The sequence below is a fragment of the Wolbachia endosymbiont of Litomosoides sigmodontis genome (assembly GCF_013365435.1).
Lineage (GTDB): Bacteria > Pseudomonadota > Alphaproteobacteria > Rickettsiales > Anaplasmataceae > Wolbachia.
This window is the reverse complement of record NZ_CP046577.1, coordinates 337077-357655: the sequence shown is the minus strand read 5'-3', so window position 1 is coordinate 357655 and position 20579 is coordinate 337077. Positions and strand designations below refer to the sequence as shown.

Sequence of the window (20579 nt, the reverse complement as noted above, 5' to 3'; positions counted from 1 at the left end):
CAGAGTTGTATTTAAAATGAAGAGCTTAAAGGAATTATCTTTAAGAATTAAGAATATTAGGTCTGTACAGAAAACTACGAAAATAATGCAAATGGTCTCTGCAGCAAAGTTACTACAGAGCCAAAAAAAGTTATCAAGTTCAAAATTGTATATATCTAAGCTGCATAGCATCATTTCTTCACTAATATTATCAACAGACCAGGAATTATTGGCAAAAATCTTCAATACTGGTGATAATGATTCTTATCTAGTATTTATCATTGCATCTGATCGTGGCTTATGTAGCAATTTTAATTCCTCTATTATAAAATCTAGCCAAGAGCACGTAAATAAGTTGATTGCGAGTGGTAAAGGAGTAGATATCGTATTTCTTGGTAAAAAAGCTTTTGATATAGGTAAAAATAGGTTCGACTCTAAAAGCATTTTAAAAATTGTAAATAGTAAAGAGGTTACGCTAAAACGTATAGAAGCTTTAGTTGATAGTATGGATCTTAATAAATATGATAAGGTTAAAGTTTTTTACAACAAATTTTACAATACTTTCACACAGAAGCCAATTTTGGAAATGATAAAACCATGGAGTAAAAATTCATCTTTGATTGATGATTCTCTAACCAATTCAACAATCGGCTATAACTACGAATATGAACCACCAAATACTGAATTTATTTTACGATCTTTGATCCAAAATTACGTTGTAGCTGCCCTTTACTCTGCTTTACTTGAAAGTGCAGCAAGTGAGAATAGTGCTAGAATGTTTGCTATGGAATCTGCGAATAGAAATACTAAGGAAATGCTAAATAATCTGGCATTACTTTACAATCGTTCTCGTCAAGCAGCGATTACAACTGACTTAATCGAAGTGATAGGTGGTGCAGAATCTTTATAGAAGCTTCATGAACAAAAATGAATATATTAAATATTGCAGCAGACATAACTAAATTAATAAAAAAGCAAAACCAAGACGCAGAGGTTGTAATATATGACACTAACAAAATCTTGGTTTCTCAACGCCTATCAAAAATTGAACAAATATCACAATCTAAGAATTGCACTATAGGGATTAGAGCTATAGCAGGTAAAACAAAAGCTGCATATATTTCGACAAACGATTTAAATAATCTTAGTGACACGGTAAATAAAGTAGTAGAAATGGCAAAAAATGCACAAGAAGATCCTTGCGTTAATTTTACCATAGATAGAGATAGTTGTACATCTTCTAAAGATTTAGGTATCTTAGATAATAATATTGTAACTATTGATAATTTAAAAGAAATTGTTAAAATTGCAGAAAACTCAGCTCTTGCACATAAAAATATCATTAATTCTGAAGGAGCCTCTTCTTTACATATTTTAGTAAATACAGTATTATCTACTGTCTCTGGTTTTATTGGCTCATTTAGTAAATCAACTTTTGCTAATCATGTTTCTGTTGTTGCTGGAAGGGAAAGTGAGATGAAGGTTGGCTATGATTACGATATAGCATGTAACTTTGGTGATTTGAAATTGCCAGAGTTAATAGGAAAAGAAGCAGCAAAAAGAGCAATTGATCAATTGAATTCACGCACAATTAAAACTGGTAAATTTCCAGTTATTTTTGAAAAAAGAGCAGCAAAAGAGCTAATAAGAAGTTTTGCTTCTGCTATAAACGGCAGCAGCATTGTGAATAACAGCTCTTTCTTGAGAAATAGTTTAAATACTCAGATTTTTAATGATAGAATCAACATTATTGATGACCCATTATTACCAAGGGGAATAGAATCAAGACCATTTGATGGAGAAGGAATAACTAGCAGAAAAAACATATTTGTAAAAAACGGAGTACTACAAAATTGGATTTTAGATCTATACTCGGCTAAAAAGTTAAACTTAGAAACAACTGGAAACGCAACTCGTGCGAGTAATGCTGCAATTATTCCTGCAGCTAGCAACCTTTACGTCGAAAATGGTAATATATCAGTTAAAGAATTAATTGAAGAAGTGAAAGAGGGAATATATATAACTGATTTATTTGGTTTTGGTATCAATTTAATCAATGGTGATTACAGTCAAGGTGCATCAGGATTTTTCATAGAAAATGGCAAAATAACGTACCCAATACACGAGATTACTATTGCCAGCAATTTAAAAAAAATGTTTAGCAACTTAGTCATCGCGGACGATCTAACCTTCTGTGGGCAATTTAATTCACCAACAATTAAAGTTAGTGAAATGACAGTTGCAGGTTCGCTTAATAATTAAAAAATTTAGTTGCATCAAGTATAACAATTATGTATTATAGTTGTGTAATGTTAAGAATAGACTATGAAATATGGAAGTTTGATTTCAGCAACTAAGCTTTAGGCATTCTCAATTATAATTTCAAAGTTTTTCATCACATTAGTAATGTTAGTTAATGAATTTGGGAGTTTTTTTAATGGAATTCGGTAATATAAAGTGGTTTAATGCTGAAAAAGGTTATGGTTTTATTAAGCCAGAAGTTAATGGCAGTGATGTTTTTGTACATATCAGCACGCTAGAACGCTCAGGAATAAGACCTGATTCACTTAGAGGAGAAAATAAGGAAAGGGGAATAAAAGGAGAAAGAGTAAGCTATGAGCTTAAAGAAGAGCGCGGTAGAAACGGAGAAGGAAAAAAATCTGCAATAAATTTGAAGTTGTTAGGAGATTAATTTGCGTTCCGATAATAAAAGTTTTTAGTAAAGCTGATATATTGTGAACGATTTTTACGAAATGGGGCTTCCACTATTGCTTGGACAAGCTCTAGATAAAAATAGTCTTTCTGTTCCAACTCCAATTCAAGCACAGGCAATTCCCTTAGCTTTAAAGGGTAAAGATATCCTTGGCTCTGCTCAAACTGGAACTGGGAAAACTTTGGCGTTTGCTATTCCATTAATTGCTAAGTTATTAGGTGAGTTTGACGTTAGTTCAGCTTTAGTTATCGTACCAACCAGAGAGCTTGCACAGCAGGTAATGAATGAAATAAGGAAGCTTTTGTTTCAAAACTCTGTGCTAAAGATTGCTTTATTAATTGGTGGTGAGCCTATTTTCAGGCAGCTAGGTCAGCTTCAGAGAAGCCCACAAATTATAATAGGCACCCCTGGCCGTATTATAGACCATATTGAACGCAAAACTCTGATGACTGGTAATGTTAGCACTCTTGTACTTGATGAAACAGATCGTATGCTTGATATGGGTTTCAGAATTCAAATTGAAGAGATTATGAAATATCTTCCAAAAATGCGGCAAACCCTTATGTTTTCCGCATCTCTTCCTGATAATATAGTTAAACTTGCTGAGAAGTACTTGAATCACCCAGAACGTATTTCTGTTGGAAATGAAGCTACAACTCCTGCAAAGATCAAGCAAGAAATTGTTTATGCATTAGAGTCAGAAAAGTATGGAAAGCTTGTTACACAATTACGTCAACGTGAAGGATCGACCATTATTTTTGTCAAGACAAAGCAAGGAGCAGATCAACTGGCTTACAAATTGCGCAAGGATAACCATAGTGCTTTGGCAATTCATGGTGACTTGCAGCAGCACAAACGCGAGAGAGTTATTAATTCTTTTCGTCATGGCAATAATCAAATTATGGTTGCAACAGATATTGCTTCTCGAGGTCTTGATATCTCCCATATCCAACATGTTATTAATTATGACGCACCACAATCGCAAGCTGACTATATTCACCGCATAGGTAGAACTGCACGTGCTGGAGCTAAAGGGTACGCACTATCCTTTATTACCCCTCAAGATAAAAAAAGGCTACCTGCACTAACAGATAAAAAAGGAGAGCTAAATTTTGATTATAATGTACAATTTAAGAAACGTAGCAGTAAAAAAGTTTCTAGAAGGCTAAGTGCACTAAAAATTAAGCATGGTAGAAAAAAGACTAGTACTTTTTAAAAGAAAAGTAGAGCACTAGAGAATATATACTAATATATTTACCACTTTTCCATTCCTAAAAAATCCCAGAGTAAAAAAATACTTTGGAAAAGTGATACCAATCCTTATTATTAGCTAGGTAAATAAATAACATTGCAGAATTATTTAATTGTAGAGTAAAAAAGAGAGAGGTAATAAGCTTACATAAAGCGCTCTCAAGTAAAGCAACTATATTATAGACTTTATATGGATATAAGTACCTAAATTTGAAAGAGAAGCAAAATTACTTACTCCTACTCAACATCGTAGAAAAACTAGATTGAACTAAGTCAATTTAAATAAGTTAAAGTATGAACATAAGAAAATTCTAATATTATCATTCATGAAATGATAATCCAAGAAAAATTCAGCTTGAATATCAGCAAGTCTACAGCACATCGGAATATGCAAAAAATTAAGTTTTCGTATATTACGACAAGACTAATTCACAACAACAAGATAAAGCTAAATGAAACTATTAGTAAGCATCCTGAACAATAATTATTCATCTTTGATGAATCGTAATTTTGCACACATTCGAAAATTGGACCACGGTTGATTTGAGAAGCTTTCCTTGTCATGAATTGTGCTAGTTGGTATAAGCCAAAAAATTTAAACGTATCTAAAAATATTGAGATTATGTAACTGCTACCACACTCACCTTGGCTCAATCTTATTAAGAGATTTTGGTTGTATATAAAACAGAACATTATACATAATAAAGTGTATAATATAATTGCTTTGCTTGAAAACGCTTTGTACAAATCTATTATTTCTCTTTTTCTCACTCTGCAATCAAATAACTTTGCAATGCCACTTATTTGCCTACTAACAATGAGAACTAGTATAAAAATAGAGAGCCAAAACTTCTAATTTTAAAGTAAATTCGATGAATATTGAATATGGAAGAAAAAGGTTTTTATGTTTCAAAATAATTGAATTGACTTCATATGCATAATCAGTATAATTTAACTAATTCACACTGACTCTTTCGTCTAGTGGTTAGGACACCACCCTTTCACGGTGGTAACACGGGTTCAAGTCCCGTAAGAGTCATTTAAGGCGCCAAGAGTACAAGTAGTCAGTCTTCTGCTTGCAGTTATGGTAGTTTTTTTAGTAGACTGAACTTTAAGCTTATAATCTAAAACAAAGTCACTATATTTACAACGTAATGCAACTAAAAAACATGATAATGTCTTCCTTTTTAAGGCTAAGGATTATTAGTAAACCAAATAAGTGGTATTGCAGAATTATTTAATTGTGATAAAAAAGAGAGGTAATAAGTTTGCACAAAGTGCTCTCGAACATAATAATTGTATTATATACTTTATTATGCAAAACATTCTATTTTATATACAATTAAAACCTCCCAATAAGATTAAACTCTTTTGATTTATTAATAATCAAAACTAGTATAAATAAATCACAATCAAAATTCTTCACTATGTACCCCTAAAGCACAGCTAAAACTTGCTATTATTTATATTAAATGACCTTATATTGCTAAAAGGATTGATTAAAGCTAGTTTCAAAATTTTTATATTACTACTTTTAATAGCAACCCTTTACGTCCGATAGCTCTCTACATCCACTTAACAAGAGGTGGCATTGACATCATAATTGCATCTGGATTACCATTTGTCATTAAACCAAACTTTGTGCCACGGTCATATAACAGATTAAATTCTACATACCTGCCGCGTTTTATTAATTGGGCCTCTCGTTGTTCTTTCGTCCAAGGCTTGTGCATATGTTGACGTACAATATGTAAATAAATTTCCAAAAAATTTTTACCTACTGCTTTTGTAAACTCAAAATCATTTTCCCATCTACCAGAATTAAGATTATCGTAAAAGATCCCGCCAATACCACGTGGCTCTTTTCTGTGTCGCAAGAAAAAATATCTGTCACACTGTTTCTTGAATTTTGGATAATATTCAACATCAAATTTATCACATGTCATTTTGATTGATCCATGGATGTACTTATAATCTTTTTCGTTTTTATATGCTGGAGTAAAGTCCATCCCCCCACCGAACCATTGTTTTGATGTATACATCAACCTTGTGTTCATGTGTGCTGCAGGAATAAGTGGCGATTGCATGTGAGACACTAAAGATATACCACTTGCCCAAAACTCTCCATTACTCTCACTTGCACCAGGAATTTCATCTATAACTGAATCTGTAAATTTTCCATATACCTCTGAAACGTTTACTCCCACTTTCTCAAAGATGTTACCATAGATAATTGTAGATTCCCCTCCACCACCACCTGGACGATTCCATTTCCTTCTTTCAATTTTGGGACCTGTAGGCGACTGCCTTTCAATTAACAAAAAAGACTCAACAATTCTATCCCTTAGTACACAGAACCATTTGAAAGCTTGTGTTTTTTGTTCTTTCATAATATTTTGCCACTAATACTAACTTAAAGAGATTTAAATGGTAATTATCTATCAAAGATGTTAATAAACCTATAATAATTAAACAAATATAATGAAATATTTTTATATACACAATGAGTAAAAGATACATAGATAGCAAAAAAGAGAACAGGGTTGACTTCATATTGAGGAATCACGGAATGTCAGTTGTCATTATGGCAGTTATTATGTTCTTACCTACAGTAGCAATATCAGTACTCTACTTTCTTGATATATATGATCATCACACTAACATAGAGATTAATCTATTAGTTAGTACTTTAATGACTCTCTTTATAGTATATAATATAAAACATTATAGATACTTACTTAATATTATTGAATTTCAAAATGCAATATTTGCAAATGCACTAAACCACAATACAGAATTTTGCCTTATTCTACACAAAAATGAAGATGTTGTTTATGCCGATGCAAGGTTCTATGAAAGATTTAAAGATCACATAGATAATGATGTTACACTAGGCAAAATTCTTGAAGTAGGGGATATCTTAGAAAAAGATAAAAAAGCATTATATCATGCACTAAAGAATAACTCTTCTGTACAGGTACGCATTGCCATAAATAAGAAAAATAGAATATCTAGCTTTCTTCTGCTTTGTGAACCAATACCAGATAATCCACAAATTGCTATAAGTAGTAATAAGATCTTAAATTTATCACTAGCACCAATAGCAAGACCACATGGGTATTTCGTGTTGAAAGCAACACAAATGAACAAAGAACAGGTATACGAGGAATTAATAGAAAAGCACAATATAGGAACTTATATTGCAAATACTAAGGGAGTAATTTTATCTGTAAATAAAAGGTTTTTGGACATATTTGAACTGAAAAAATTAGAAAAAGGCAGTTCAATTAATGATTTTATATTTCAATCTAAGTATAACAATACAGCAGCTGATAATAACATTTTATTTTTTACTGTAAGTGGCATCCCATTTAAGGCTTATATGAGCACTGCTATGTTTTGTGATAAACATCACCATAGCTATACATATGGCCTTATTACACCAGTTGAGTCAAACGTTATTGATTATCAATTACACCCTTGTTTTGCAAATTCATCAATCGCTATTGCACAATGTGATATAAACGGCAGTTTTATAAAGAAAAATACAGCACTGATAAAACTTGCAGGACCAGACAATACTTCAATATTTACATTGATATCTGATAATTATCATATGAAAATACGTGAATACTTCTCGAGCAACAGGATAAATAATGCGTCTTTTGATGTGCAACTCAATAACAATGATAACATGAAAATATATTTCAATAAGTTTCTTCATAATAGAATGATGTTTATACTTTGTTATTTTGTTGACAACACTGAGCACAAAAACTTGGAGATAAAGCTTGAGCATTATCAAAAAATGCAAGCCATAGGTCAACTGGCAGGTGGTATTGCACATGACTTCAACAATATACTCACTGGAATAATAGGATTTTGTGACTTACTTTTACTACAGCATTCAGCTGGTGACCCATCTTTCGGAGATATAATACAAATACAGCAAAATGCAAAACGTGGATCAAATTTAGTTAAGCAATTGCTCGCTTTTTCAAGAAGGCAAACTATGCAACCAAAGATTATTGATGTAAATAGTACGATAGCTAATCTTTATGAAATGATAAAAAGATTAATAGGTGAAAATATAAAATTTACTACTTATTATGGTAGAGATTTAGGTATGGTTAGAGCTGATCAAGGACAATTAGAGCAAGTTATACTTAACTTAGCAGTTAATGCTAGTGCTGCTATGGAAAAAGGAGGAGAGTTAACTATACAAACTTTTAATAAAAAGATTGATTCATTAAATTCTACACCTCAAGGTATGTTTTCTCCAGATAAGGAAGCAATTGAACACGGGAATTATGTTATGATTGAAGTAATTGATACTGGATGTGGTATGGCAAGTGATACCGTTGAAAAGGTATTTGATCCATTTTTTTCCACCAAAGATATTACCTCTGGTACAGGCCTTGGTCTCTCTACTGTATATGGTATTATTAAACAAACTGAGGGGTACATCTATGTTGCTAGTGAAGTAAATCGTGGAACTAAATTTAGCATATTTTTGCCTATGGTTTACATATTAGATGATAATCATAGAGAGAAAGGTAGTGAAGAAATAGAGAAACCTGTAGCAAATGAAGTGAAAGATAATAGTATAAATGGTATAATTTTATTAATTGAAGATGAAGATTCAGTAAGGGAATTCACCACCAAGGCATTAAAAAGAAAAGGATTCGATGTAATAGAAGCTAGTATGGGTAGCAAAGCATTAGAAATAATAAGTAAAAAAAATCAACATATAGATCTAATAATCACTGATGTAATAATGCCAGAAGTCAGCGGTCCAGAGATAGTAAAAGAAGCCCTAATTCACAGGCCTGATATCAATGTTATTTTTATTTCTGGATACGCAGAGGATGCTTTTTTGAAGAACGACAACATTAATATAGAAGATTTTCACTTTTTACCAAAGCCATTTACTCTAAGTGAATTAGAAAACAAAGTTCAAAGTGTATTACATAAAGTAAAAAAAGAGGTTTAATTTTAGGAAATAAAAAAAAATTCTAACGCAAAAGCTTTTAAGATATGGGTTATTTAATATAAAATATAAAGAATATAAACAAGGTTATTACAAAGTAAATCAAAAGGGCAGAGTTATAAAATCACTATTAGTATAGATTTATCGACAACTTTTGCTGCTGTAGGAAAAATTACTTTATTGGTAGATTTTGATTCTCAAAGAAATGCTAATATTAACTTAAAAATTTCCTATTGTAGTAGAAAAGAGAAAAATACATATAAAAATATTACTAAGTAGCAAAAATAAATTGATAAGATCAGGAATTTTCAATATAAAAGAATGCATTAGAGGAATACACGTTGTTTAATCGTGGAGTGAAAAAGAGAAGTAATAAATTTGTACAAAGTGCTCTCAAGTAAAGCAATTACATCACAAACTTTATTACGTAAAATGTTTCTGTTTTATATATAATCAAAGTCTCTTAACAGGATTAATCTCAGGCAAGCACAGTGATAAGTACATAATCTCAACATTCTTATGTACTTTCAAATTTTTTGACTTATGCCATCTAGTACAATTTATGATAAGCTATAACTCCTTTCATTTCTAGAATTAATTACACTGTAGAAATAAAAATTTTATCTATCTAATTTTACTTTAACCTTATTCTAATACCAATTTCCACTGCACAAGAAACGGAGATAGACAATAATGAAAAAGAAGTTATACTGAAGCAAGCAAAATAGCAAGGTTAAAAGTTATGGAATCAGTAAAATAAATGCTGAGAAAGTATGGATAAAGCACTAAAACTTAAAAGAGAAGAAAAATTGTTTATATTCCTCAATGTTGTAGAAAAACTAGATTGAATCAGAGTCAATTTGAACAAGTTGAAGCATGGATACAAGAAACCCTAATACCACCATTAAAAAAATGAGAATAATAATTAAGAAAAAATTTAGCTTAAATATCAGCAAGTCTATATACACCTTGAATGTACAAAAAATGAAGTTTTCATATATTACGGTAAAACTAATTCGCAATGAACAAGATAAAGGGAGACAGATGGTTTAAAAAACGCGTTATAAAACACAAGTTAACAAAATTTTTATCTCTACAGTACAGTTAAATCTTAGGAATAGAGAAAGTCACAGCTTATTTATGCTGAATGTTCTAACACTGATTGTATAAATATATCTCTTAAACAAATATCACAACATTTAAGAACACAAGAGGCCTTTCTTGTTATGAATTATGCTAGCTAGCATAAGTCAAGAGTTTAAGGTACCTAAAAATATTAAGAGATTTTGATTGTATATAAAACAGAACATTTTGCGTAACAAAGTTTATGATATATTGCTTTGCTTGAGAGTGCTTTATGCAAATTTATCACCTCTCTTTTTCACTCGCAACAAACAACTCTGTAATGTTACTACTTATTTAATCCATTAACAATAAGAATTGGTATGACATTCAAGCTAAATTTTCCTAGATTCTTATTCTCATTTTCTTTAATGGCAATATTATGGTTTTCTTATATCCATACTTTAACTTATTCAAATTTACCATAATTCAATCTAGTTTTTCTACAACATTGAGAGTAAGCAACAATTTTTCTTCTCTTCCAAATTTTAGTAATTTATCCATGCAGTTAGTGCTGTTTTTATAAAATGCACATATTTTGCTAGAGTCTGTTATACTGTGCTTTCTTTGCTGCAATTACAGCATTTAGTTTTCTTACAACATATGTGTTTCAGCATTTCTTTTGCTGATTTCACAACTTTTTCATCCAATAATTTTGATTTCATGTCATTTGAAAATTTTGCCATTCTACATATTTCAGTATATTTCTTTTCCATTATTGTCTATCAGTTTCTTGTACAGTGGAAATATTGGTACCAGCTACTTGACAACAACTTATTGAACAGTAATAGTGAGGTATAACAAATAAAGAAGGTTGGATAAAATAGTTAACAAAGTAAAGGCACTAAGGTTTAACTTAAAATAGCCTGACAAAATTTGTATCACGCTTCCAAATGCTGGTGCCCAAGAAAGCAATGTAACTGCATAGACCAGTGAATTTTTTATGATTTTTGGCGTTTTATGCTCATTCTCTAATTTATGGTACGATTTCCTGATAGAAATTGTTATTCTACCTAAATACCAATTGACCACTCCACCAAAGCTTGATCCCAGTACTCCAAAAAGTAACGTAAGTAGTGGATTATAATATGACCTAAAATACAACATAGTATAAAATACAAAACCACGGTGTATAGGTAAAATCAGAGATGATACTAGGTTATCTGTGAACAATAGGAGATAATTTTCCATATAAATTTACCAGACTGTTGTACCATCTTTGCTGTCAGAAACTGTAACTCCCATTTGTTTTAATTGATCTCTTATTTTATCTGCAGCATCGTAATCTTTATTTTGTTTTGCTATTTTTCTTAAATCTATCAATTTTTTTATCTTTTTATAACTCACACTAGCAGCAAACCACTCTTGATAGCTTGACTCAAGAAGACCAATGAATCTTGCACTCTTAATAAAACTTCCAGTTAACTTAAGCTTCTCATTCTTATTATTTGTTTTATTAATTTTTGTAGCCATTTCATGCAATATAGCTAAAGCTTCAGGAATATTTAGGTCATTTTTTAAAGCTTTTATAAAGTCTCTAGAGATCTCTGTACCATTCATGATGCTTGCTACATCTATGTTACGTAATAACCGATAAAATCGGTTTAAAGTTTCTTGCGATTCATAAATAATATTTTCTGTCCAATCTAGTGGTTTTCTGTAGTGAGTTTTAAGCAGTGCACAACGTATTACTTCACCTTTTATTCCTCTCTCCAATAAATCTCTTACCTTAACTATATTAAATAAAGATTTACTCATTTTCTCTTCGTTTACCGTAAGAAACCCGTTATGCACCCAGTATTTTGCAAATATTGATCCAGCAAATGCAGACCTATTTTGCGCAATTTCATTTTCGTGATGAGGAAATTGTAAATCCATACCACCACCATGAATGTCAAAATTTTTACCGAGGTAAGCATATGATATTGCTGAACACTCTATGTGCCACCCTGGTCTTCCTTTTCCCCATGGGCTATTCCAATAACTTGAAAGCTTGTAATCAATGTCGTTCGCAGGTTTCCACAATACAAAATCTCCTGGATGCTTTTTATTTTCACCAATTTCAATCCTACTTCCATATTCCAATTCATCAATTCTTTTCCCCGATAGAGCACCATACTCAGGGTAAGACTCTATGCTGAAGTATACATGTTTATTGGATTCATAAGCATGACCAGATTGCAATAAATATTTGACCAATTCAATAACATAATTTATATTTCCCGATACTCTTGGCTCATGTGTTGGGTCTGCACAATTTATACTTCTCATATCCTTATGAAAAACCCTAGCGTAATATGTGCTGATACTTTCTACACTGCTATTTTTTTCACTTGCCGCATTTATTATCTTATCATCAATGTCAGTTATATTACGCACGTAAGTGACTTTGCCATAACAAAACTTAAGCAATTGAAATAATACATCGTAAACAACAATAGAACGCGCATTACCTATATGGGCTGTATCGTATACCGTTGGTCCGCAAACATACATCTTTACATGATCTTTATCGATCGGTATAAAAAGCTCTTTTTTTTTGTTAAAGTATTATAAAGTCTAACCATATACAAAACTCTTTAAAAACGAAAATGCTCCAAGCATGAGCTGTGGTCCTTTAACTAGTACAACAAAAGTAAGTAACAACCCACACAGTGATACCAAGACTCCCAAGATAGAGAAAAGTCCATCTTTACTTACAATACCAAGTGAAATGAGAGTTGTGCCAATTGCAGGAATAAAGTTAGTTAAAGGCAGTGGAATGGCTATAGATAATGCACAGAACAGCATTATAAATGCTAAAATCTTTTCACCTGGCCCATAGAAAATAAAAGACATCCTTGGCCTCATGAATTTTTCTACTTTTCTTAATGCAGGAGAAGTTTTTTTTACTACAAGAGCTAGCGTTGAACGTTGGAAGGACTTCCCTTCCAACCAGTGAGGCATCCAAGGAGAGTGAAAACCAAACAAAAGCTGCAGTGCAAATAGGATTAGAGGTATAGAGAATATAGTTGTATACCCAGGTGGAACTGGTATAGGTACAGATAGTGGTAAGGAAAAAATAATTATTAAAATACCAAAACCACGCTCTTGCAAAGCCACTTTAATATCAAACAATGTCACCTTATCGCTATCAGCGTTATTGGTGCCTACAACTTCTTTCAGAAGATCAGACGCTAATTTTTTATTTGTGGCTAGTTTCTCACTTTTTTGCACAGCTACCCTTCAACAGAACTATTCTTTCTAATTAACACAATTATCGTCACATTTCAACCTGATATTTTACCTCTCCTTAATTCTTTAGCTTAACTAAGTTTTTAAACAAATGATACGCACTTCCAGTGCGTATCATGAAGTACGAAAACGCTAACGATCTGGCTCGTTAGACGATAGTTTCTCTGAGTCCTTAAGTTCTTGTTTGAGATTTTTAATGCCTTTCCCTAAATCACCCATAACTTGCGGTAACCTACCTGCACCAAACAGAACTAATATTATTATTAAGACTAGAAATAATTGCCATGGACCTAAACTCATTGTGTACTACCATTAAAAATGTTATTTAGATATTAAAACCTGACTGAAGTCAAGTAATTATATCACCCCTTATTTAATTATAGATCAAAATTTTTTAATGTTTAGTTCTATTTTATAACAATTTTAGACTAGATTATTTTTTAGCAAAAAATGTATCATTAAGTAAAAACTTCTCACTTAACTGTAGGGTAAAAGGTAGTTCACTAAAGAATTTTGCTAATGTATCACCTTTAGGCTGTGATATATATCACTAGAAACTCCTGACTGAATAATTCTACCATTTTTCATTACATAAATAAAATCTGTAACTTTCAATGCTTCTTGCGAGTCATGAAAATTACCGCCAAGCACAGGAATGTTTTTATTTCTAAAAAGAGATAATATACATTGTCTTATTTGACACTTTAACAGTACATCTAAGTTAGAAAATGGCTCATCGAGCAAAACAACACCAAGATTTTGTGCCATTATTCTTGCCATTGCAATTAATTGTTGTTGTCCTCCAGATAAAACATTAGGATACATATTTTCATATTTTGCGATATTCAATAGTTTCAAAATCTCCAATATAACGAGGTGCTTTTCTTTTTTGGAAGAATTGCGAATAGTAAAAGTTACACTCTCTATTACTGTTTTATGAAGAAATAATGCAGAATTCTGGAAGATAAAATCAGATATTTCTATGCTATATAGCAATTGATGTACTATGGTCCCAGATTTTGGGTTTCTATTCTAGAAATTAATTTTGGAATTATTGATTTAGCGAAATCTGAATACCTTAATAGACAAGCAACTCTTCCTCTTTTTACTTTAATATTTATGTTACTTAAAGTAAAGCCGTCTTAATTATTATAAAAATAACTGATGTCGTTAACTAACATGAACCTTTCAACTTAAACTGCGTTATTAAATATAATAGCATTGTACTCAAAAAGTATACAAAAATGTTTTGTGATGTTGTAAATTGGTTACACAAGAGATCTAGAAAAATGCAAGATTTTTTGCTATAACCTTCATAAATAATAGAAAACATGGGACTATAGCTCAGTAGGATAGAGCGTTGGATTCCTAATCCGAAGGTCGTGCGTTCAAGCCGCACTAGTCCCATCATAGGCTTATTTATAAAACTATTTGTAAAGTGGCAATGAAAACAATACACTCACTTACATTCCTAATTCGAAAATTTAATTTATATGGTCGCACCTGATAAAATTGGCTAATAAATTTTATTACTTAAAGATGAGAAGTAAAGTAATCATTATTTCTGGCATTATTCTTATTTCACTGTTTTTATTAACAATGCGTTTTTAGAGAAAATCAAGCAGTTTATAGTGATAGTACAATTAATGGCTTTTCAGCAAAAATTCAAGAATGTGAATCATAAAATCGCACTGTATATTTAAATTTTTCCAATACAGAAAGTTCCTTACATAAAGGAAGCCCCCTTACCTCAAAAAGTAAGTGATAAAGTTACTGCTATTTATTTAGCTGATGGTGAGACAGCAAAAAAAGGGCGAAGTAGTGTTAAAGATAGGGTGGGTGGATCTTAGCAAAACTCAACAAGTTAAAAAGGCCAGGAAGTTTTATTAAAGCAGCACAAAGTTGAATATGATTCTTCGGCCAAGCTTAGCAAAAAAGGCTATAGAACACAAATATAAGCAAAAGCTGCATATTTTATTGTGCTGCAAGTGCAAAAGCTGACCTAAAAAGGCCTAAATTAGATTTAGAAAATACTACAATTAAGTCTTCTATTGATAGCTGCATGATAAAACCCACACAAACCAAGGGGATCTTATTAATACTTATCAAAAAATAACTGGGTTGATTTTAATTAAGTTCTTGTAGCGTTATTCGTTCAGGTAAGGCACAAATAATACCAATTCTCATTGTTAATAGATCAATAAGTGACATTGCACAGAGTTGTTCAATTGCAAAGTAAGAAAGAGAGGTAATAAACTTACATAAAGTACTCTTAAGTAAAACAATTATATTATAGACTTTACTATGCAAAATATTCTATCCTACATACAACTAAAGCCTCTCAATAGAATTGAGCTTGACTGAGTATAGTGATAAGTATATAATCTCGATATTTTTATGTACCTTTAAATTTTTTTAACTTATGCTAATTAACACAACCTATAATAAGTAAGACTTCTAATATTCTTAAATATAACAATATTTATTTAAGAAATACATTAATACAATTAGTACTGAGAAATACAACGTAATAGTATATATGTGTTGCAAAAAAAAATAAATGCTGTAATTGCAATAAAAGGCACAGCACAACAGTCATAGCAAAAACATACTGTATTTCAAAAAAGTATTACAATTTATTTCGTATCATTTTTAATGGATAGTAAATTATGAGATTCTAAAAATTAAAAGACATCCTTGGGGCAAAAAATTTTTGCCCCAAGTTCTATATTTACTTAGAACCCATTCATTCCACCCATACTGCCCGCGCCCATATGAGATGAAGCGTTTTCTTCCTTGCTTGGTACATCAACTATCATAGATTCAGTAGTAATCAGCACACTTGCAACAGATATTGCTGTTTCAAAAGCAATACGTACCACCTTTACTGGATCGATAACACCGGCAGTAAATGCATTAGCATAATTCATAGCCTCAACGTTATATATGAGCTCTTTGTCATTCTGCTTAGTTAAATGATCAATTATAACAGCAGATTCAAGGCCAGCATTTTTAACTAATCTCTTGATTGGAGCACTGAGAGCTTTCTTAATAATATTTATGCCTATCTGTTCTTCATCACTTCCACCTTTTAGCTTATCAAGAGCAGATGAAGCGTAAAGAAGCGCAACCCCACCTCCAGGAACTATACCTTCTTCAATTGCAGCTCTTGTTGCATGTAATGCATCCTCAACTCTATCTCTACGTTCTTTAACTTCTACTTCAGTTACTCCACCAACTTTAAGCACAGCAACACCACCTGATAGTTTTGCTAAACGTTCTCTCAACTTTTCTTTATCGTAATCAGAAGTTGAGGTTCCAATTTGAGACTTGATCTGTTCGATTCTAGCTTTCACTCTGTCAGAGTCACTACTTTCACTGACAATTATGGTATTATCTTTAGTAATTTTAACATTTTTAGCCGTACCAAGATCTTCAAGAGTTAGATCTTCCATCTTGATTCCAAGCTCATCTTTTATTACATGTTTAATACCAGTTAAAGCTGCTATGTCTTCAAGCATCTCTTTTCTTCTGTCGCCAAAACCTGGAGCTTTCACTGCAGCAACCTTCAGACCACCACGCAATTTGTTAATAACCAAAGTACTCAATGCTTCACCTTCAATATCTTCCGCAATAATAAGTAAAGGTCTACTAGACTTAACAACAGCTTCAAGAATAGGAAGCAATGGCTGTATAATGCTCAATTTTTTTTCTGTAACTAAGAGATATGGATCATCAAATTCTACAATCATTTTCTCATTATTTGTGATAAAGTATGGAGAAAGATAACCGCGATCAAATTGCATACCAGTAGTAAGCTCAACTTCTAACTCTTTTGATCCTTTACTTTCTTCAACAGTAATCACACCTTCTTTTCCAACTTTTTTAACAGCATCAGCAATACTATTACCAATATCCTTATCACCATTTGCAGAAATTATTGCAACTTGCGCTACTTCATCCATTTTTTCCAAAGGAATCGTGCGAGACATTGATATAATTCCTTCTAATACCGCATCTTTTGCCTTTTGCATCCCGTTTTTAATACCAATACGATCATTTCCAGCAGCAATTGACTTTAAAGCCTCCATTACCATGTTACTGGTTAATATTGAGCACGTTGTTGTACCATCACCAACTTTATCATTACATTGAAAACAACTTTGAGCAAAGATGCTTGTTATTGCAGCATGCAAAGGTTTTTCAGGCTTAATGCCCTTCATCACCTTATAACCATCTTTTGTAATTTCTGGTGCTCCATAGGGCTTATTAATCCCCACTGTTTTCCCTCTAGGTCCAGCAGTTATCGCTACTGTTGAGTCCACTATTACTGCAACTTCACGGAAAGCTTCTTGCAACTGCTCACCTGACACTACTACATTAGCCATTTTTATCACCTCATTGTTAATAAAAAATTTAGAAAACCATAAATAAAATTATTTATAACACACTATTGTGCTTTATTTTAATTTAGTAAAATTAAAAACTGCTACTTAACAATAGCAAGTATATCTGACTCCTTCATTACGATAAGCTTTTCATTACCGTGTTCTATTTCTGTACCAGCCCATTGGCGATAAAACACTTTATCACCAGCCTTCACAGTCAAAGCTATGCGTTCACCACTTGAATTGCGTGAACCTTCACCAATTGCTATAACTTCACCTTTAGTAGGTTTCTTTTCAGCGCTTGATGGAAGTACAATCCCACCTTGCTTTTCTTCATTGATAGGTTTAATTAGAACACTATCATCCAATACACTTAAGCTTACACTTGACATTTGTTTTTCCTCTCAACAAATTAACTTATAAGCTTATATATGTACTTATAAGTTAGATTTCAAGGGCTGAAACTTGTAAAATATAATTAAGAAGACAAGAAGTGCCAAATGCTATATAATAAAATTTGGATTCATTAGTAGAAATTTTATGAGTTATATACCATTGCTAAATCGTGGTGTAATAGTTTTATACGGCCCAGATGTGAGGAGTTTCTTGCAGGGTGTTATAACAAATGATATCAATAAATTGAATAGTCAAAAGGCTATTTATTCTTTATTACTTAGCCCCCAGGGAAAATACCTATACGATTTTTTCCTTATTAAACATGGTAAATATATTCTCTTAGAATGCGAAAACTTATACTTGCAACAGATAATCGAGAAATTAGATTTGCTTAAAACTTATTTAAGAGTGAAGATTAAGAATATTAGCTCACTATATAGAGTTGGAATTTTATTTAATACTAATTCAATGGAGTGTAGCTGTGAGTCACAGGTCATTTTTCAAGACCCAAGACACAAGTTATTGGAAATGAGAATAATACACAAAAATGAAATAAAGGAATTAGTTGGAGATTCCACTCAATATGAAAGAGTAAGAATTCAAAATCTCGTTCCAGATGGAGCGAAAGATATGGTGCAAAATTCGTCATTTCCGCTACAATATTTAATCGATAAGGTCAACGGTATAAGCTTTGAGAAGGGATGTTATATAGGTCAGGAAGTTACAAGGCAAATGAGAAGACAAGAAACATTCAGAAAAAAGCTTTACCTTATTGAGGGGGATAATATACTTCCCAATATTGGTGCTAAAGTAACGAATGAAAATAATGAGGAAGTGGGAGAGCTACGCTCTAGCATAGATAACATTGGACTCGCATTACTCAACACTAGAAAAAGCCATGCAAATTTGCACGCTGATGGAGTTGAGTTATTTGTACATCAAAGTGTTTATGAGAAGAAAGCTTTTAAATAGCTGAAATCTAGTATAAAATATTTGCAAGTTATAATGACGGAAGAGGAGTTTGATTTTTAATCAGGTATTTACCCAGTTATAGGGAGAGTATCAACCTTTTACTTTGATAATTTTTCATCATCATTACAATTATAATAGCGATTAATAAATAAATATGAAAATTTTCATGAAAAATTTCAAGAGTAGGAAAAGAAGCTAGGAGCGTTTAATGAAGAAGTTGAGGATTATCAACCGTCACTCAAGATAAATTTGTATATGAGCTTGAACATATCGCATATAACAGTGTACAGAAGTACTGCAATTTGCTTGTTAGGAAGTTAAATTTCATCCTCAACAATATTCATTCTAAAATGTCAATTTGCTACAGGTTCAAACTTTATTAACAAAAAAGGGCAAAATAGCTTTAATACGTTCTGTCTCCAATTATCATAGAACATACAGTAATACCAATTTACGTTGTTAGTGATTTAAATAATGACATTATAGAATCGTTTAATTGTAAAGGAAAAATAATATAGCGCTTGACAAAGCGCTCTCAAGCTATACATAAAATGTTCTTTTTTATATAGGACCAAATTCCTCAATATGATTGAACTCAAGTGAGTATAATTGCAACATTTATTCAAGAAATATATTCATAAAATTAGTATTAACATTATCAGTATAAAATAGTCTCATTAAGTTTTTTTTAACTTTTCCTATTTACTTTTATCTTGTTTATTGTAAATTGGTCTTAGCATAGTATACAAAAACTTCACTTTTTGCATATTATATGCGTACTGCAGACTTATTGATATTCAAGCTAAATTTTCCCTGGATTCTTATTCTCATTTCTTTAATGGTGAGACATTAGGTTTCCTCATATCCATACTTTAATCAATTTAAATTGATTCTGATTCAATCTAATTCTTCCACGACGTTGATGAGGAGTAAACAATTTTTCTTCTCTTCTAAATTTTAGTACTTTATCTATGCAGCTAGTACTATTCTAGAAATGCAGCATATTTTTGCTATAGCTGTTATACTATACTTTTTTTTCTTCAATTACAGCATTTAGTTTTTTTTACAACATATCCATTATCTCGCACTTTCTTCAGCATTTCTTTTGCTGATTCTACGACTTTTTCACCTAATAATTTCGATTTCAATGTCATTTAAACTTCGCTATTTTATCTACTTTAGTATGGCTTCTTTTCCATTATTATCTACACATTCTTTGCAAAGGCTGAATTAGCACAAAGTAATAAACAAGAGTTATTTTTTCTTGATGAAGCACATTTTGGTACACATTCGAAAGTTGGACATAGATAGTTTAAAAGGACGTTAGAATACAGGTTAAAGTAAAACTAGAGTGTAGTTAATCTTAGAAATAAAGAGAGCTTCAGCTTGTTTACACTGATGATCTCAATACTGATTATATGAATATATTTCTTAAATAAATGTTGCAATTATACTCACTTAAGTTCAATCATATAAATAACTCTGTAATGTCATTATTGGAATCATTAACAATGAGAAGTGGTATAACTCTGCT

At 31.6% G+C, this 20579-nt stretch carries 16 protein-coding genes, 2 tRNA genes and 1 pseudogene; 10 read left to right on the top strand and 9 right to left on the bottom strand.

Features of this window, described 5'->3' with window-relative positions:
• Window positions 1-16 precede the first annotated feature (16 nt).
• The 5 genes from atpG (at window position 17) to GOY07_RS01525 (ending at window position 4982) form a co-directional block, all read left to right on the top strand.
• The gene (atpG, locus tag GOY07_RS01545; protein WP_175837687.1) at window positions 17-889 is read left to right on the top strand and encodes an ATP synthase F1 subunit gamma; all 873 of its coding nucleotides are present in this window, start codon (window positions 17-19) and stop codon (window positions 887-889) included.
• 17 nt (window positions 890-906) lie between these two features.
• Window positions 907-2241 (top strand): TldD/PmbA family protein, encoded by a 1335-nt coding sequence (locus GOY07_RS01540; RefSeq protein ID WP_175837685.1) that lies wholly within the window; start codon window positions 907-909, stop codon window positions 2239-2241.
• A 175-nt stretch (window positions 2242-2416) separates the two neighbouring features.
• A complete protein-coding gene (locus GOY07_RS01535; protein WP_175838496.1) occupies window positions 2417-2671 on the top strand; it encodes a cold-shock protein in 255 nt (84 codons plus the stop codon).
• Between the two features lie 43 nt (window positions 2672-2714).
• Window positions 2715-3908: a DEAD/DEAH box helicase gene (locus GOY07_RS01530; RefSeq protein ID WP_246224454.1), complete on the top strand. Its 1194-nt coding sequence runs from the start codon at window positions 2715-2717 to the stop codon at window positions 3906-3908.
• A 1002-nt stretch (window positions 3909-4910) separates the two neighbouring features.
• A tRNA-Glu gene (locus tag GOY07_RS01525) sits at window positions 4911-4982 on the top strand.
• A 526-nt stretch (window positions 4983-5508) separates the two neighbouring features.
• Here GOY07_RS01525 and hemF read toward each other — a convergent pair.
• Window positions 5509-6333 (bottom strand): oxygen-dependent coproporphyrinogen oxidase, encoded by an 825-nt coding sequence (hemF, locus tag GOY07_RS01520; protein ID WP_175837684.1) that lies wholly within the window; start codon window positions 6331-6333, stop codon window positions 5509-5511.
• Between the two features lie 113 nt (window positions 6334-6446).
• Here hemF and GOY07_RS01515 point away from each other — a divergent pair, with 113 nt between their 5' ends.
• The 3 genes from GOY07_RS01515 (at window position 6447) to GOY07_RS01505 (ending at window position 9986) form a co-directional block, all read left to right on the top strand.
• Window positions 6447-8936 (top strand): response regulator, encoded by a 2490-nt coding sequence (locus tag GOY07_RS01515; RefSeq protein ID WP_175837682.1) that lies wholly within the window; start codon window positions 6447-6449, stop codon window positions 8934-8936.
• Between the two features lie 120 nt (window positions 8937-9056).
• Window positions 9057-9212 carry a P-loop NTPase family protein gene (locus GOY07_RS04325; protein WP_367618209.1) on the top strand — a complete coding sequence of 52 codons (156 nt, stop codon included), beginning with the start codon at window positions 9057-9059 and terminating at the stop codon, window positions 9210-9212.
• A 597-nt stretch (window positions 9213-9809) separates the two neighbouring features.
• Window positions 9810-9986: a hypothetical protein gene (locus GOY07_RS01505; RefSeq protein ID WP_175837680.1), complete on the top strand. Its 177-nt coding sequence runs from the start codon at window positions 9810-9812 to the stop codon at window positions 9984-9986.
• Window positions 9987-10606: 620 nt separating this feature from the next.
• Here the strand turns inward: GOY07_RS01505 and GOY07_RS01500 are convergent.
• From GOY07_RS01500 to GOY07_RS04320, 6 genes and pseudogenes are all read right to left on the bottom strand, one after another.
• Window positions 10607-10771: a hypothetical protein gene (locus GOY07_RS01500; protein WP_175837678.1), complete on the bottom strand. Its 165-nt coding sequence runs from the start codon at window positions 10769-10771 to the stop codon at window positions 10607-10609.
• Between the two features lie 58 nt (window positions 10772-10829).
• A complete protein-coding gene (locus tag GOY07_RS04620) occupies window positions 10830-11246 on the bottom strand; it encodes a YqaA family protein (protein ID WP_367618207.1) in 417 nt (138 codons plus the stop codon).
• Between the two features lie 6 nt (window positions 11247-11252).
• A pseudogene (gene cysS / locus GOY07_RS01495) lies at window positions 11253-12622 on the bottom strand (cysteine--tRNA ligase).
• On the bottom strand, window positions 12615-13271 hold the full coding sequence (locus GOY07_RS01490) for an exopolysaccharide biosynthesis protein (protein WP_175837676.1): 657 nt from the start codon (window positions 13269-13271) through the stop codon (window positions 12615-12617). The pseudogene cysS and the gene GOY07_RS01490 overlap by 8 nt, the downstream one beginning before the upstream one ends.
• A gap of 150 nt (window positions 13272-13421) precedes the next feature.
• Window positions 13422-13589: a twin-arginine translocase TatA gene (gene tatA, locus GOY07_RS01485; RefSeq protein WP_006013840.1), complete on the bottom strand. Its 168-nt coding sequence runs from the start codon at window positions 13587-13589 to the stop codon at window positions 13422-13424.
• 216 nt (window positions 13590-13805) lie between these two features.
• Entirely contained in the window at window positions 13806-14285 is a 480-nt protein-coding gene (locus tag GOY07_RS04320; RefSeq protein ID WP_246224450.1) for an ATP-binding cassette domain-containing protein, read from the bottom strand.
• Window positions 14286-14622: 337 nt separating this feature from the next.
• Between GOY07_RS04320 and GOY07_RS01475 the strand changes: the two genes are divergently transcribed.
• Window positions 14623-14696: transfer RNA gene (locus tag GOY07_RS01475), tRNA-Arg, on the top strand.
• A gap of 1328 nt (window positions 14697-16024) precedes the next feature.
• Here GOY07_RS01475 and groL read toward each other — a convergent pair.
• Together groL and GOY07_RS01465 are read right to left on the bottom strand one after the other, a co-directional pair.
• Window positions 16025-17677: a chaperonin GroEL gene (gene groL, locus GOY07_RS01470; RefSeq protein WP_175837674.1), complete on the bottom strand. Its 1653-nt coding sequence runs from the start codon at window positions 17675-17677 to the stop codon at window positions 16025-16027.
• A 101-nt stretch (window positions 17678-17778) separates the two neighbouring features.
• Window positions 17779-18069: a co-chaperone GroES gene (locus GOY07_RS01465; RefSeq protein WP_175837672.1), complete on the bottom strand. Its 291-nt coding sequence runs from the start codon at window positions 18067-18069 to the stop codon at window positions 17779-17781.
• 148 nt (window positions 18070-18217) lie between these two features.
• Here GOY07_RS01465 and ygfZ point away from each other — a divergent pair, with 148 nt between their 5' ends.
• Entirely contained in the window at window positions 18218-19045 is an 828-nt protein-coding gene (ygfZ, locus tag GOY07_RS01460; protein WP_175837670.1) for a CAF17-like 4Fe-4S cluster assembly/insertion protein YgfZ, read from the top strand.
• Window positions 19046-20579 lie beyond the last annotated feature (1534 nt).